Origin of the sequence: Devosia sp. (genome assembly GCF_024707125.1) — a bacterium.
Taxonomy (GTDB): Bacteria; Pseudomonadota; Alphaproteobacteria; order Rhizobiales; family Devosiaceae; genus Devosia.
In genome coordinates, this window is sequence record NZ_JANQAH010000008.1 from 166509 (window position 1) to 181977 (window position 15469).

A 15469-nucleotide genomic window follows, 5' to 3' on the forward strand; every position below is an offset into this window, starting at 1 on the left:
AAACATTCGCTCTGGGTGATAGGAGCGCTGAGCGGGCCTGTCAAATACGGGTGGCCAGCACAACCATCCACCAGTCCAAACAGTCAGGCCTGGTAGCAAGCACAGCATCTTGAGTTGTCGTCATTGGCGGGCTTGTCCCGGCAATCCATCTCGCCTGGACAAGGCCGTTTCAGCCTCAGCCCTTGGGCACATAGCGCATCGCCACAGCGCCCGAACCATATTCCAGCCGATCCACCAGCCTCAAATCCAGCGGCTTCGACAAACCTGAAAACAGCGTCCGCCCATGCCCCGCCACGCGCGGATGCACCACAAACTCGTACTCGTCGATCAGCCCCAGCTCCACCAGCGCCTGCGGCAGCATCACACCTCCCGTCGCCAGCCCCTCGCCCGACCGCTCCTTCAACGCCCGAACCGTCTTTTCGATATCCGCCACGCGCACGATTTCCGCGTTCCAGTCCACCGTTTCCAGCGTGTCCGACACCACATACTTCTTGGCCGCGTGAATGGTTTCGGCAAACGGCACCATCCAGTCGACAACCCAATCCGGCCGCGATCCGCTCTCCACCACCGGCCGCCAGGCCGATTCCATCAACTGGTAAGTCACGCGCCCAAAGATCAGCGCATCCGCCCGCGCAATACCCTCTGCGGCCCGACGATGAAGCTCTTCATCCGGGATGATCGCCTGATGGTCGCAGCACCCGTCAAGGGTGACATTGATCGAATATCGCAGCGGTCGCATGAGTTGAGCCTCCCATAGCCGGTCTCATTTTGAAAGGCCCGACCCACTCTGGACGAAACGGCCTCTCCCCGCACTCGACAGAGCCCCACGCACAACGCAAGCTCCCGACAAACCTCCCGCGAGTGGACGTGGACACATGAAGCAGCAAATGCCGCTGGTTGCGCTGGCCATCGCCACGATCGGGTCTATCGGCGGAACACGCCTATCCGCGATCGCGATCCCCTGGCTGGTCCTCTCGACCACCAACAGTCCCCTGCTCACCGGACTCGCGGGCCTGGCGGAAATGCTGCCCTATGTCCTCGCCAAGGCCTTGATCGGCCCTTTCATCGATCGCCTGGGCGCGCGGCGCATAGCCATTTGGTGCGACTACCTCTCCGCCGCCGCCGTCAGCATCATTCCTTTGCTCTATCTGGCCGGGTTTCTGTCCATCTGGCTGCTCCTGCCGGCGGTGGCGGTGCTGGGTGTCCTGCGAGCGCCGTCCGACGCCGCCAAACAGGCGCTAGTTCCTGAAGTCGCCGAAACCGGCAAACTATCCCTGGAGCGGGTCACCGGCATTCTCGGCACCAGCAACCGCCTGGCCGGAACGCTTGGCGCTGCTGGCGCCGGCGTGTTGATTGCCTCGCTTGGCGCCGGTCCCGCGCTCTTTGCCAATGCGGCCGCCTTTGTCATTTCGGCCCTGGCATTGGCCCTCGGCCTGCCAAAAGTTGGCGTCGCAACTGCCGAAAACCGCGGCCCCATTTTTGGAAATTATCGCGCGCAAATGGCCGAAGGCTGGGCTGCCTTCAGCCGCGACCCGATCCTGGTGGCGCTCGTCATCATGCTCGCGTTCACCGGCCTCTTTGATCAGGCCTATGCCACCGTCCTGCTGCCCGTATGGGTCCGCTCGGCCGGGCTCGACGCCAGTTGGGTCGGCATATTGCTCGCGGTCTTTTCGGGCGCAGCCATTGCCGGAGCCGCTTTCGGCGCGTTTTTCGCCGAACGTCTCCCCCGGCTCGCAATGTATGTCATTGGTTTCATCTTCGCCGGACCAGTTCCGATGGCGGCACTCGCTTTGAGCCCGGCGCTTTGGCTGATTGTCTCGACCCTGCTGATCAGCGGTTTTGCAGCGGGCTTCCTGAACCCCATCATCGGTGCACTGCTTTTCGAGCGCATACCCAAGCCCGTCGTGGGCCGCGTGATCGCTCTTGTCGGCTCGCTGACATGGGTGCTCATCCCGTTTGGTGGCATTTATGCCGGCTTGCTGACCGATACGGCCGGCATCCTGACGGCGTTGGGCGTCACAGCCGCGCTCTATTGCATCGCCGCCTTGTCCCCGGCCGTCATCCCGCGCTTCAGAGCGATAGGCAAAAGACCCGTGGCGCAGCCCGCCAACTAGGCGGGACGCACAACGCCTGCGCGGGCTCTTGAAAGGCCGTCACACACACCCAATTGTAAAACTCTCCCCTTGCGACCCACCCCGCCATGACGCTACGGCTGGCAAAACCCTGAGAGCCTGTTTTGAAATTCGCTGCGGCGATTCAGATGGCAGTGTTTTCGAGAACCGGAGCGCAGCGGACATGGCCCGTGAGCACCGGAAGCGCAGAAAACGCAGCCAGGTGACCGCCGCAGTAGAGTTTCGGAACGGGCTGAACTGGCCGCGCCGGCAAAAGGACAGAACTTGCCCTTCCCCAATATCGACCCAATCGCCTTCGCCATCGGCCCCGTCGCCATTCGCTGGTATGCGCTCGCCTATCTCTTCGGCGTGCTGCTCGGCGCCGGCTATGGCTACCTGCTGCTGCGAAACGAGCGCCTCTGGCACAAGGGCGCCCCGCCCTTCCCCGCCAAGGATATTTGGGATTTTGCCTTCTGGGCCATGCTCGCCATCGTCATCGGCGGCCGCACCGGCTACGTGCTTTTCTACAACCTGCCCTACTATCTCCAGAACCCGGTTGAGATCATCAACACCCTCGATGGCGGCATGTCCTATCACGGCGGCATGCTGGGCCTGATGCTGGCGGCCATCCTCTTCACCCTCTCGAAAAAGGGCAATTGGCTCTCCTCGCTAGACCTCCTGGGCGCCGTCGCCACCATCGGCATTTTCCTCGGCCGCATTGCCAATTTCATCAATGCCGAACTTTTCGGCGCCCCCACCGACCTTCCCTGGGGCGTGATCTTCCCAACCGATCCCCTGCAGGTCGCCCGCCACCCGAGCCAGCTCTATGAAGCCGCCCTCGAAGGCCTTGTCCTCTTCCTCATCATCCGCCTCGCCACCCACGTCTTCTACGCCCTACGTAAACCCGGTCTCGTCGCCGGCATCTTTGCCATCGGCTATGCCCTCTCGCGCATCCTCGTCGAATTCGTCCGGCTGCCCGATCAGCAACTCGGCTACCTCTATGGCGGCTGGCTCACCATGGGTCAGGTCCTCAGCCTTCCCATTCTTCTCGGCGGCCTCATCCTCGTCATTTACGCGACGACCCGCCCCGTTAACGCATTGCGCCCCTAGGAGCATCTCAACGTGAACAGTCCGCTAACACTGGCACAGCAGATCGACCTCCAGATCACCGCAGGCGGTCCCATCTCCGTCGCCACCTATATGGGCCTCTGCCTGACCCACCCAACCAAGGGCTACTACAAGGGTTCCGATCCCCTCGGCGCCAAGGGCGACTTCATCACCGCGCCCGAAATTTCCCAGATGTTTGGGGAGCTTATCGGCTTCCACCTCGTCAATGTCTGGCAACAGATGGACGAGCCGAAAAGCTTCAACCTCGTCGAACTCGGGCCCGGCCGCGGCACGCTCATGGCCGACATCCTCCGCGTCGCCTGCCGCGCCCCCGGTTTCCGCGATGCGCTGAAACTGAAACTCTTCGAAACCAACCCGGCATTGACGGTCGAACAACGGAATCGTCTCGAAAGCTACGAGCCGCAATGGCTTGAAAACTTTGAGCAATTCGACGACGGCCCGATCCTCGTCGTCGCCAACGAGTTCTTCGACGCCCTCCCCATCCGCCAGTTCATCAAGAAGGAAGACGGCTGGCACGAGCGCCTCGTCGGCCTCATCGACGGCAAGCGCGCCTTCGGCCTCTCCCCCACGCCGATCCCCAACGAAACCATGCCCTCGGCCGTCGCCAATGCCGAGCCCGACAGCATGTTCGAAGTCTGCTTCGCCGGCGGCGAAGTCATGTCACGCCTCGCAAAGATCGTGGCCAAACAAGGCGGTAGCATCCTAGCCATCGACTATGGCTATGCCCGCACCCAGACCGGCGACACCCTGCAAGGCGTCAGGAACCACGCCTTTGCCGACGTGCTCAAAGAGCCCGGCGAAACCGACCTCTCCGCCCATGTCGATTTCGGCGCCCTCGCCGCGGTGACTCAAGAAGTTGGCCTCGCCGTCCAACCCATTGCCACCCAAGGCGAATTCCTCACCCGCCTCGGCATAGCCGAACGCGCCAAAGCCCTTTCCGGCGCCAATCCCGGTTCCGCCAACGACATCCAGATCGCCCATCAGCGACTGGTTGCGAAGGATCAGATGGGCGACCTCTTCAAGGTCTTCTGCGCCCACTCTCCCGGCCTCAATCCCCCAGGGTTCGCCGCATGATAGACTTCGCCTCCGTTCAGTCGCTGACCGATAGCGACGTCGTCCGCCACGGTTTCTTCGGCCGCCACGGCGGCGTTTCCACGGGCGATTTCGCCGGCCTGAACGTCTCCCCGTCCGTCGGCGACGACGCCGAAGCCGTCGAAGAAAACCGCGCCCTCATCGCCAAAACCCTCGGCGGCGCACCGCTTGTGACCCTGAAACAGGTCCACTCCAACCGCGTCGTCACTGTCGAAGCCGGCGCCATCCCCGATCGCACCGTCGAAGCTGACGCGATCGTGACCCGCCGCGCCGACGTGCTCATCGGCGTCCTAACCGCCGACTGTTCTCCTCTGCTTTTCCTCGACCGCCACGCCGGCATAATCGGCGCCGCCCACGCCGGCTGGCGCGGCGCGGTAGATGGCATCTTGGAAAACACCGTCGCCGCCATGGAGGCCCTGGGCGCCCAGCGCCGCCGCATCCAGCTCGCCATCGGACCCACCATCAGCCAGCAGAATTACGAAGTCGGTGAACAGTTTAAGGCCGACGCCTTGAATCAAAATGCGAACACCGAACCCGCCTTCCTGACCCCACCCGGCGGCAAGCCCCACTTCGATCTGCCCGGCTACCTCACCATCCAGGCCAGCGCTCTAGGCCTAGCCGAAATCACCGACACGGCCCTTTGCACCTACGCCGATCCCACCCGTTTCTTCTCTCACCGCTACGCCACGCATCAGCAAACTCGAACCGGTCGGCAGATCGCCGTTATCGGCCTCGCTTAGGCTTAAATTTACGCATGAGACCAATGGGGCGTTGCAGTCACAAAAATGACTCGATAAAGCTGCCCGCGAAACTGGAAGGTCCCTCCTCCCCGGGGACTGGTTGAGACAGGATCGCCCTCATGAAACTGGTGACTGGCAACTCCAATCGTGCCCTCGCCCAAGCCGTCGCCAGCTATCTTGAGCTTCCCCTGACAGATTGCACGGTCAAACGCTTCGCCGACAAAGAGGTCTTTGTCGAAATCCACGAAAACGTCCGCGGCGAAGACGTGTTCATGCTGCAGTCGACCAGCTATCCCGCCAATGACAACCTGATGGAACTGCTGATCCTCACCGACGCCCTGCGCCGGTCCTCGGCACGCCGCATCACCGCCGTCCTGCCCTATTTCGGCTATGCCCGCCAGGATCGCCGCGCCGCCGGCCGCACCCCGATTTCGGCCAAGCTGGTGTCCAACCTGATCGCCGAAGCCGGCGTCAACCGCGTCATCACGCTCGATCTCCACGCCGCGCAGATCCAGGGCTTCTTCGATATCCCGACCGACAATCTCTACGCCGCGCCGATCATCACGCGCGACATCCTCGACAATTATAAGCTCGACAACACCATGATCGTGTCGCCCGACGTCGGCGGCGTGGCCCGCGCCCGCGCCGTGGCCCAGCGCCTCGGCACCGATCTCGCCATCGTCGACAAGCGCCGCCCCAAGGCCGGCGTGTCCGAAGTGATGAACATCATCGGCGACGTTTCCGGCAAGTCGTGCATCCTCATCGACGACATCGTCGACTCCGGCGGCACGCTGGTGAACGCCGCCGACGCCCTTCTCAAGGCCGGCGCCAATGAGGTTTCCGCCTACATCACCCACGGCGTCCTCTCCGAAGGCGCTGCCGAGCGCATCGCCGGCAGCAAGCTCAAGGAACTGGTCGTGACGGACTCCATCGAAGAGACCCCCGCCACCAAGGCCGCCGCCAACATCCGCCGCATCAGCATCGCCGCCCTTATCGGCGAAGCCATCGCCCGCACCGCCAGCGAACAGAGCGTCTCGAGCCTCTTCGACTGAAATAGCTGTAAAAACAATGAGATGAAGCGCCTAGCCGGATTCCACGGCTCAGGCGCTTCATCTTTTTTCGCAACCCTGTCGAAAACCACTTCCCCTCCCCGACATTGTTGTGCCGCACTACAAAAAGCAGCGGCCAACCGTGAAAGGACGAGTGCGATGCGTTTCCTCCTGATGCTCTACGCCGAAGAAAAGGCCGGCGCCGCCATTCCGCCCGAGCAGATGGCCAGGGCCATGGAAGGCATGTACGCCTATCAGCAGGCCCTGGAAAAAGCCGGCGCCTTTATCTCCACTTCGGCTCTGGGCATGACTCAAGACGCCCGCACGCTCCGCATGGACGGCGGCGAGGTGAAGAACATCGACGGCGCCTTCATCAATCAGGGCGGCACGCTGAAGGTGGAAGAAGGCCCCTATGCCGAAGCGCGCGAGCAATTCGGCGGCCTCTTCGTCATCGAATGCGAAGACATGGACGCGGCCGTCAAATGGGCCGCCCGCTGTCCCGCAGCCCAATGGGGACCCATCGAAATTCGTCCGATCATGAACACCATTTCCGCCAATGAAGCGCCCTGGTGCGCCGAAGGCGGTTCCGTAACCGAGGAGTGACCAAAAAATGCGCTACATGATGCTGATCCACCACGACGAAACCAATATGGGCGATCCCGCCGGCCAGCAGGCGCTCTACGCCGCCTGGGGCGCCTTCAACGAGGCTCTCGCCAAGGCCGAGGGCGCCGCTCCGGGCGAACGCATGCAGTCCCCCACCCAGGGAAAGACCGTCCGCACCCGCGATGGCGAAACCCGCGTCGTCGACGGCCCCTATTCCGACGCCAAGGAACAGCTCGGCGGCTATTTCTTCATCGAAGCCAAGGATTTTGATGAAGCCGTCAAATGGGCCGAGCTTTGCCCAGCCAGCAAATACGGCACCATCGAAATCCGCCCCATCGTCCAGCCGGGCAAGGACTGGTGACCGAGGCCGCTAGGCGAGCCGCCGACCGAGCCGCCCGTGAAAGCTACGGGCGCCTCCTCGCCTTCCTCGCCGCCCGCACCCGCGATGTCGCGGGGGCCGAAGACGCGCTGGCAGAAGCCTTTGCCAGCGCCCTTACCTCATGGCCGGAACAAGGCGTTCCGGCCAACCCGGACGCCTGGCTGCTCACCGTCGCCCGCCGCCGCCAGACCGATGCCTATCGCCGCGCCGGCACCAGCAAATCAGGCGAAATGCATCTCACCCTGATGCGCGAAGAACTGGATGACCTTGCCATGACCCCGGAAGCCATCCCCGACCGCCGCCTCGCCCTGATGTTCGCCTGCGCTCATCCCGACATCGACGCGCCCCTCCGCAGCCCCCTGATCCTACAGACCATTTTGGGCCTCACCGCCGCCGATATCGGCGCCGCCTTCCTGATCCCCGCCGCCACCATGGGCCAGCGCCTCGTCCGCGCCAAATCGCGGATCGCCGAACTCGGTATCGCCTTCGAAATCCCCGATACGACCGACCTGCCCGACCGCCTCGACGCCGTCCTAGAAGCCATCTACGCCGCCTATGCAAAAGGCTGGAACGACCTCGTCGGCGAAGCCGGTGGCCAACTGGCCGAAGAGGCCATCTGGCTCGGCCGCCTCGTCGTCGCGCTGTTGCCCACATCGCCCGAAGCCAAGGGCATGCTGGCCCTCATGCTCTATTCCCACGCCCGCCGCGCCGCCCGGCGCAGCCCCAGCGGCGCCTATGTGCCCCTCGACGAGCAAAACACGGCTCTCTGGGACATGGAGGCAATAGACGCCGCCGAAACTCTCCTTCGCGCCGCCAGCAGCGCCGGCCCCACCGGCCGCTGCCAGCTCGAAGCCGCCATCCAGTCCGCCCACATCGTCCGGCGCCTCACCGACGCCGACAACTGGCCTGTGGTCGTAAAACTCTACGACATCCTCCACGCCATGACCCTCTCGCCCGTCGTCCTCCTCAACCGCGCTGCCGCCCTCGCCGAAACCGAAGGCCCCGCCGCCGCCCTCGCCAGCATCGCGCCGCTTGCCGAAGACAAGCGCATGGCTGACTACCAACCCTATTGGGCCGTCCGCGGCCGGCTGCTGGCTGAAACCGGTAACCGGGAAGCTGCACATGAAGCGCTGACGCTGGCCATGGGCCTTTCCACCGATCCAGCCATTCGCGATTGGCTGGAGGCGAGAAGGGCGGAGCTTTTGGCAGGCTAGCCAATCCTCACCGCACTCGTCTTTTTCCACCGTGTCATTCCCGCGAAAGCGGGAACCTCCGTTTTCTGAACAGGGGTTCCCGCTTTCGCGGGAATGACATCGTGCGGAGGAGAGAGAAGTATCGCCCCAAACCCGCAGAATCCCTTGCCCCCATCCCCCCTTTCCTCTATAGCCCGGCGCATGAAGCGCTCGTCACCCCTGGAGGACGGGCGCGTATGCTGTTGTGATGACGCATACACCAACCAAATGGATACTTTCCATGGCTGAGACCAAAGTGCTCAAGGCACAGGCGCGCAACGGAGTGGGCAAGGGGGCCGCTCGCGAAGCTCGTCGTCAGGGACTCGTTCCCGCAGTTATCTATGGTGACAAGAAGCCCCCCGTCACCGTTTCCGTGGCCTACAAGGACGCGCTGAAGTTCATCTACGCCGGTGGCTTCAAGTCCCACATCCTCGACCTCGACGTCGATGGCACGATCCACAAGGTCATCCCGCGCGATTACCAGCTCGACGTCGTCATGGATCAGCCGATCCACATCGACTTCCTGCGCGTCGCCAAGGGCGCCAAGATCAACGTTCAGGTTCCGGTTCACTTCGAAAACGAAGAAGCCAGCCCCGGCCTGAAGCGTGGCGGCACGCTGAACATCGTGCACCACACGCTCGATCTGACCGTTTCTGCGGACAGCATCCCGGAATTCGTGACCGTCGATCTGACCGGCCTCGATATCGGTGACACCGTCCACATCTCGAACATCAAGCTCCCCAAGGGCTCTGCTGACCACAGCCACGAAGCGGACGTGACCATCGCGACCATCGTTGCTCCGTCGGCTCTGAAGTCCAGCGGCGGCGATGCTGCCGAAGAAGGCGAAGCTTCGGCCGAGTAATCGGTTCAAGCTCAAAGCTTTTGGGGGCGGCCTTCGGGTCGCCCCTTTTATTTTCAATCCTCGGTGTCATTCCCGCGAAAGCGGGAACCTCTGTTTTGACGCACCGGGGCTTCTCACGACAGGCTGCTCCAGCTATTCCCTGTCTCAACGTCTTTTCTTGAATAGAGCGCGCCATGAAACTGCTTGTCGGCCTGGGCAATCCGGGCGGCCAATATGAAGGCAATCGCCACAATATCGGCTTCATGGCCGTGGACGCGATCGCGCGCGCCAATGGCATTTCCGGCTGGAAGTCCAAAAATTCCGGCCTCCTCGCCGAAGGCACCATCGGCAGCGAGCGCGTGCTGCTCCTCAAGCCGCAGACGTTCATGAACAAGTCCGGCGATAGCGTGCAGAAAGTCGCCAGCTTCTACAAAATCCCGCCCGCCGACATCATCGTCTTCTACGACGAACTCGACCTCGCCCCCGGCAAGGTCCGCGTGAAGGTCGGCGGCGGCAATGGCGGCCACAATGGCCTCCGCTCCATCGACCCGCAGATCGGCCTCGACTACAAGCGCGTCCGCCTCGGCATCGGCCATCCCGGCAAGGAATTTGTCACCCACCACGTCCTCGGCGACTTCGCCAAGGCCGACAAGACCTGGCTCGATCCCCTCCTCGACGACATCGGCCGCCACGCCGGCATGCTGCTGGCCGGCGACGACGCCGGCTTCATGAACAAGCTGGCCTTGGCCGCCAAGGGCAGCGAAGAGCCCAAGGCAGCCCCCAAAGCCCAAAGCCACATCCGCCAGGCGCGCACCAGCAAGCCCCAGGCCGAAGTGCCAAAATCCGGCCCCATGGCCGACATGCTCAACAAGCTATTTGGCAAGGGCGAGTAGCTGCCCAACGCCCTACCCCGCGCCCCCACCCACGGTGTCATCCCCGCGAAAGCGGGGATCTCTGTTTCCGGCACCAGTAGGGATTCCCGCTTCCGCGGGAATGACGCCGTGACAGGTGGCGAGCTCCCAAAACAATAAGGCCCCGGTGCTTTCACACCGAGGCCTTGTTGGAAAAACCCTATCCTTACGCCACGCGCTGCTTGCGCGGCCCACGAGCCCATTCCGGCAACATCGTGCCATGGGCTTCCAGCAGATCATCCACCAGGTTCCAGATCTGATCCAAATCCAGCTCCGCCGCCGTATGCGGGTCCATCATCGCGGCATGATAGATATGCTCGCGATTTTCCTCAATCAGCGCGCGAACGGTCAGTTCCTGCACGTTGATATTGGTGCGGATCAGCGCCGTCAGCTGCGGCGGCAGTTCGCCGATATAGGTCGGCTGCAGCCCATTGTCGTCCACGAGGCACGGCACTTCCACCGCCGCATTGTATGGCAGCGAGGTGATGACACCATTGTTGCGCAGGTTCCCGTAGATCACCGAAGGCTCGCCGGTCCAGACCGAGTTGACGATCGACGAAGCATATTCCTTGGACTGCTTGACCTCGATCCGATCAGCTTTCTTGTAGTCCTCGGACGTCTGCTTCCACTTGGCGATCTGCTCGACGCAGCGCTTCGGATATTCATCCAGCGGAATGCCAAACTTCTCGATGATGTCCTCACGCCCTTCCTTGATGAAATAGGGCGTGTACTCGGCAAAGTGCTCGGAGCTCTCGGTCACAAAGTACCCAAGCCGCGTCATCATCTCATAGCGCACCTTGTTCGGGCAGCGCGGGTTCCAACCCGGCTTGGGCGCGCGGCCTTCGCGATAGGCGCGATGCAGTTCCGGATAGAGATCCTTGTACGTCCCGTCGGCCTGGCGATGCTCGAACTTGAGATAGAAGGCCATGTGGTTGATGCCGGCCGAGCGGTAGCGGATTTCCTCGTAGGGAATGTCGAGGTCGTGCGCCAGCTCCATGGCCGTGCCCTGCACCGAGTGGCAGAGACCAACCTGCTTGATCGTCGGATACTTTTCCGAGATCGCCCAGGTGTTTATCGCCATAGGGTTGACGTATTGCAGCATGATCGCGTCGGGCGCGACCTGCAGCATGTCCTCGCAGATGCTCCAGAGATGCGGCACGGTCCGCAGCCCGCGCATGATGCCGCCGACGCCAAGCGTATCGGCAATCGTCTGGCGCAGATTGTACTTCTTCGGCACGTCGAAATCGACGACGGTGGACGGCTCGTAGCCGCCGATCTGGAAGCAGACGACGACGAAATTGGTGCCATCCAGCGCCTGGCGCTGGTTCGAGAAGGTCTCAACAGTCGCCGGCACGCCCAGCGTCGCCACCAGCTTCTTGGCAATGATGGCGCTTTCTTCAAGCCGCGTCGGATTGATGTCCATCAGGCGGATCTGCGCACCAGCCAGCGCCGGGCGCTGTAGAATATCGCCAACGATATTCTTCATGAACACCGATGAGCCGGCGCCGATAAACGTAATTTTGGGGTTCGCCATTTTGAGAAAGACTCCAGTCGTCAGGCAGCGATTTCGAATGCGGCGCGGACAAGCCGAGCCGTATATTCGGTTTGGGGATTGGTGAGAACTTCGCTTACAGGCCCCTGCTCCACGATTTTCCCGTGTTGCATCACCATCACCCGATGGCAAAGGGCCCGCACGACCTTGAGGTCATGCGAAATGAAGAGGTAGGAGAGGCCCTTTTCGTTCTGCAGCTTGCGCAGCAGGTCGATGATCTGGGCCTGCACCGAAAGATCGAGCGCCGAGGTAGGCTCGTCGAGCAGGATGAATTCAGGCTCGAGCGCAATCGCCCGGGCAATGGCAATGCGCTGGCGCTGCCCGCCCGAAAACTCATGCGGGAAGCGGTTGAGGATGGTGTCCGGCATGCCCGCATCGCGCAGCGCCTGCCGCACCCGCTCCAGCCGCTCGTTGCGATTGGCGCCAAGCCCGTTGACGATCAGACCTTCCTCGATGATCTGGCCGATCGACATACGCGGATTAAGGCTCGCAAACGGATCCTGGAACACGATCTGCATCCGCGAGCGCAGTGGCCGCATCGCCTTGCGATCCTTGTCGTGGATCGGCTCGCCATCAAAGAAAATCTGCCCGCCCTGATTGCCGATAAGCCGGATCAGCGCCTGCCCGAACGTGGTCTTGCCCGACCCGCTCTCGCCCACGATCCCCAGTGTCTCATGCCGCATCAGCTTGATGTCGAGATTGTCCACGGCCTTCAGTTCAAAGAAGTCCGGATTGAACATGCCACCGCGCTTGAGCGTATAGGTGACCTTCACCTCCTTGCCCTCAAGCACCGTCTCATGCACGCCCTCTTCGAGCGGCAACGCCGTGCCCTTGGGCTCGGATGCCAAGAGGTGCTTGGTATAGGCGTGCTGCGGATTGGCAAACAGCGCCTCGGTCTCGTTGTGCTCCTGCACAGCCCCGTTCTGCATCACATAGACATAGTCGGAAAACTGCCGAACGACCGTCAGGTCATGGGTGATCAGGATCACCGCCATACCATACTTGTCCTTCAACTCCTTGATGAGGTTGAGGATCTGCGCCTGCACTGTCACGTCGAGCGCCGTCGTCGGCTCGTCGGCAATGAGAACGTCGGGCCGATTGGCCAGTGCCATGGCGATCATCACACGCTGCCGCTGCCCGCCGGAAAGCTGATGCGGATATTGCTTCAACCGCGCCGCCGGCTCGGGGATTTTCACTTCCTCGAGCAGCTTTTCCGCCCGCACCATGGCTTCCTTGGCCGAAACCCTGTTGTGCAGGTGAATGATCTCGCAGATCTGCTGGCCGATCGTATAGACCGGGTTCAGCGAGCTCATCGGCTCCTGAAAGATCATGGCGATGTCATTGCCACGGAGCTTGCGCATATCGCGATCATTCATCGTCACGACATTCTTGCCCGAGAGCGTAATGCGCGTGTTCTTGCCGATGGTGGCGCGCTTCGTCAGCAGCTTCATCAGCGTGCGCGCCGTCACCGACTTGCCCGAGCCGCTCTCGCCCACAAGGGCAATGGTCTCGCCCTTATGCAGCTGAAACGACACGTCCTTCACCGCCTGCACCACCCCGCCCTCGACCTTGAAGTCGACGGCGACATTGCGAGCATCGAGGATCAGTTCGCGTCCATGCGATCCCAGGTCATGCCGTTCGGCAGGCGCAAAATTGCTTGTTGTCATTTTCGCGTCCTCAATAGGGGTCGATGGCATCGCGCAGGCCGTCACCCAGCGCGTTGAAGGCAAAGACGGTGATGAGCACGAAGATCACCGGCGAGAGGATCCACGGATAGGACCCGATCACCGAGAACGTGCCCGTATCCTGCAGCATGAGCCCCCAAGAAATCAGCGGCGGCTTCACGGCAAAGCCGAGGAACCCGAGGAAGCTTTCGAGCAGCACCACGCTCGGAATGGCCAGCGTGATCGACACGATGATGTGGCTCAAAACGTTGGGCAGGATATGCCGCGTAATGATGCGCCCATCCGACGAGCCCACCGCAATCGCCGCCCGCACATAGTCAATCCGCGCCAGCGACAGCGTCTTAGACCGCACTTCGCGACTAAGCTGCGCCCATCCCAACACCGCCATGACGAAAATGACGAATGTCAGAAACACATTGGATGGCGCGGTCACAGGAATGAGCGAGGTCAGCGCCAGGTAGAGCGGCAATTGCGGGAAGGCCAGGACGAACTCGACAAACCGCTGCACCCAGGCATCAAGCCGCCCGCCAATATACCCCGAGCTGATGCCAACCAGCGTGCCGACCACCGTCGTCAGCGCCACCACCACGAGAGCAATGGTCAGCGAAATCCGCGAGCCGACAATGCCACGCGAGAGAATATCCCGCCCGAACTTGTCCGTGCCCAGTAGCTGGATCGGTCGCCCATCGGTCGAGCCGAAGAAGTGGATATTGGACGGAATGAGCCACAGGATATTGTACGAATGCCCCTGAACGAAGAACCCTGTCGGCGTCGGATTATCCAGCACCGGTCCGGTCAGCGGCTGGAACGTCACCGGATCGAATTCCCCCGTATCTCCAATGGGATAAACCCACGGGATAAGGCTGAAATTGCCGTCTGGATCGGTGAAGGAAATGACGTCCGGCGGCGCAAACGGCAGGTTGGTGGCCTTGGGGTCCATCGGCGCAAAAAAGTCGGCAAAGATGGACACAAAGATCAGCAGCGCAACCAGAACCAGTCCGATGACGCCCATGATCGAGCGCTTGAACCGGCGCCAGACCAGCGCGGCATAGGTTTCATTGCCCGAGCCATAACGCGAGACGACAGGTGCAACATCAGCCTCTTCAGCCGGGGTTGGCGCGGGGCCGCCCGCAACATCGGTCGGCAACGGAATGGACGAGTGTGTATCGACCTTGGTCATTCGGCCTTACCTCCCAGGCGAATGCGTGGATCGAGTGCGACCAGCAACAGGTCAGCGATGATATTGCCGATGATCAGCGTCGTCGCGAGCACCAGCATGAAGGTGGCGGTCACATAGACGTCGCCGACACCCATGGAGCCGACAATGGCCGGCCCGACCGTCGCGAGACCAAAGACGATCGCGACTTCGATTTCGCCCGTGAGCATGTAAGGGAGCACCACGCCCTGATAGGCAACCAGAGGATGCAGCGCATTGGGCACGGCATGCTTCATGATCACGGCGCTTTCCGGCAGCCCCTTGGCCCGCGCCGTCTCGACATATTGGCTGTTGAGCACGTCGAGCAGGTTAGCCCGCATCACACGCATATTGTAGGCGAGCCCGCCAAACGTGGCGATGAACACCACCGGCCACACATGCTGCACGAGGTTGACGAACTTGTCCCAGCTCCATGGCGCACCGCCATATTTGGCCGAGAAGAACATGCCCACCTCGCTGACATTGAGTCGGAAGACCAGCAGGTAGAGAATGATGATCGCCAGCAGGAACCGCGGCACTGTCATGCCGAGGAAGGAGACGATGCCAAGCAGCGTATCGGCCCAGGAATACTGGCGGGTCGCCGCGACGATGCCGAGGCCAATGCCCAGCACCGAAGCCAGGACGTGGCACACCAGCGCCAGCGCGATAGTCGCCGGCAGGCGCTCCATCACCACTTGCCCCACGGGCTTGTTGTAGAAGAACGAGTGGCCGAAATCGAACCGGGTCACGATGCCGGTGATCCAACGGAAATACTGCATGATCATGGGATCGTTGAGGCCATTGGCCTCACGATAGATCTCAGCCTGCGCCTCGGCTTGTGCCGCGGGCACGCCGCCCTGGTTCATCAACATGGAACGGATCGTGTCACCATAGTCGCCCGGAGGCGCCTGGATGATGGCAAAGGTCACGACGCTGAGCAGAAAGAGCAGC

Annotated in this window: 15 protein-coding genes; 10 read left to right on the forward strand and 5 right to left on the reverse strand. The window is 62.1% G+C overall.

Annotated features, from left to right (window positions below; genetic code table 11):
• Positions 1–175: 175 nt before the first annotated feature.
• Complete coding sequence (locus NVV77_RS09900; RefSeq protein ID WP_295412578.1) at positions 176–739, reverse strand: dihydrofolate reductase family protein; 564 nt, start codon at positions 737–739, stop codon at positions 176–178.
• 136 nt (positions 740–875) lie between these two features.
• On the opposite strand from NVV77_RS09900, the gene NVV77_RS09905 reads away from it, so the two are divergent.
• The 10 genes from NVV77_RS09905 (at position 876) to pth (ending at position 10068) form a co-directional block, all read left to right on the forward strand.
• The gene (locus NVV77_RS09905) at positions 876–2114 is read left to right on the forward strand and encodes an MFS transporter (protein WP_295412580.1); all 1239 of its coding nucleotides are present in this window, start codon (positions 876–878) and stop codon (positions 2112–2114) included.
• A gap of 282 nt (positions 2115–2396) precedes the next feature.
• A complete protein-coding gene (gene lgt / locus NVV77_RS09910) occupies positions 2397–3221 on the forward strand; it encodes a prolipoprotein diacylglyceryl transferase (protein ID WP_295412582.1) in 825 nt (274 codons plus the stop codon).
• 12 nt (positions 3222–3233) lie between these two features.
• A complete protein-coding gene (locus NVV77_RS09915; RefSeq protein ID WP_295412584.1) occupies positions 3234–4313 on the forward strand; it encodes an SAM-dependent methyltransferase in 1080 nt (359 codons plus the stop codon).
• Entirely contained in the window at positions 4310–5071 is a 762-nt protein-coding gene (gene pgeF / locus NVV77_RS09920) for a peptidoglycan editing factor PgeF (RefSeq protein ID WP_295412585.1), read from the forward strand. Before NVV77_RS09915 ends, pgeF begins: the two co-directional genes overlap by 4 nt.
• Positions 5072–5190: 119 nt before the next feature.
• Positions 5191–6123, forward strand: a complete 933-nt coding sequence (locus NVV77_RS09925) for a ribose-phosphate pyrophosphokinase (protein WP_295412587.1) — start codon at positions 5191–5193, stop codon at positions 6121–6123.
• A 156-nt stretch (positions 6124–6279) separates the two neighbouring features.
• The gene (locus tag NVV77_RS09930) at positions 6280–6723 is read left to right on the forward strand and encodes a YciI family protein (RefSeq protein ID WP_295412588.1); all 444 of its coding nucleotides are present in this window, start codon (positions 6280–6282) and stop codon (positions 6721–6723) included.
• A gap of 7 nt (positions 6724–6730) precedes the next feature.
• Positions 6731–7084 (forward strand): YciI family protein, encoded by a 354-nt coding sequence (locus NVV77_RS09935; protein ID WP_295412590.1) that lies wholly within the window; start codon positions 6731–6733, stop codon positions 7082–7084.
• Positions 7081–8316, forward strand: a complete 1236-nt coding sequence (locus NVV77_RS09940; RefSeq protein WP_295412592.1) for a DUF6596 domain-containing protein — start codon at positions 7081–7083, stop codon at positions 8314–8316. The genes NVV77_RS09935 and NVV77_RS09940 overlap by 4 nt, the downstream gene beginning before the upstream one ends.
• 259 nt (positions 8317–8575) lie before the next feature.
• Positions 8576–9196, forward strand: a complete 621-nt coding sequence (locus NVV77_RS09945; RefSeq protein ID WP_295412594.1) for a 50S ribosomal protein L25/general stress protein Ctc — start codon at positions 8576–8578, stop codon at positions 9194–9196.
• 173 nt (positions 9197–9369) lie between these two features.
• Positions 9370–10068, forward strand: coding sequence for an aminoacyl-tRNA hydrolase (gene pth, locus NVV77_RS09950; protein ID WP_295412595.1), 699 nt, complete (start codon positions 9370–9372; stop codon positions 10066–10068).
• Between the two features lie 184 nt (positions 10069–10252).
• Here the strand turns inward: pth and NVV77_RS09955 are convergent, their stop codons facing one another.
• The 4 genes from NVV77_RS09955 to NVV77_RS09970 are packed head-to-tail and all read right to left on the reverse strand — an operon-like array spanning position 10253 to position 15468.
• Positions 10253–11620 (reverse strand): alpha-glucosidase/alpha-galactosidase, encoded by a 1368-nt coding sequence (locus NVV77_RS09955; RefSeq protein WP_295412596.1) that lies wholly within the window; start codon positions 11618–11620, stop codon positions 10253–10255.
• 20 nt (positions 11621–11640) lie between these two features.
• Positions 11641–13305, reverse strand: coding sequence for an ABC transporter ATP-binding protein (locus tag NVV77_RS09960; RefSeq protein ID WP_295412597.1), 1665 nt, complete (start codon positions 13303–13305; stop codon positions 11641–11643).
• 10 nt (positions 13306–13315) lie between these two features.
• Entirely contained in the window at positions 13316–14503 is a 1188-nt protein-coding gene (locus NVV77_RS09965) for an ABC transporter permease (protein WP_295412599.1), read from the reverse strand.
• Positions 14500–15468 (reverse strand): ABC transporter permease, encoded by a 969-nt coding sequence (locus tag NVV77_RS09970; protein WP_295412600.1) that lies wholly within the window; start codon positions 15466–15468, stop codon positions 14500–14502. Before NVV77_RS09970 ends, NVV77_RS09965 begins: the two co-directional genes overlap by 4 nt.
• Position 15469 lies beyond the last annotated feature (1 nt).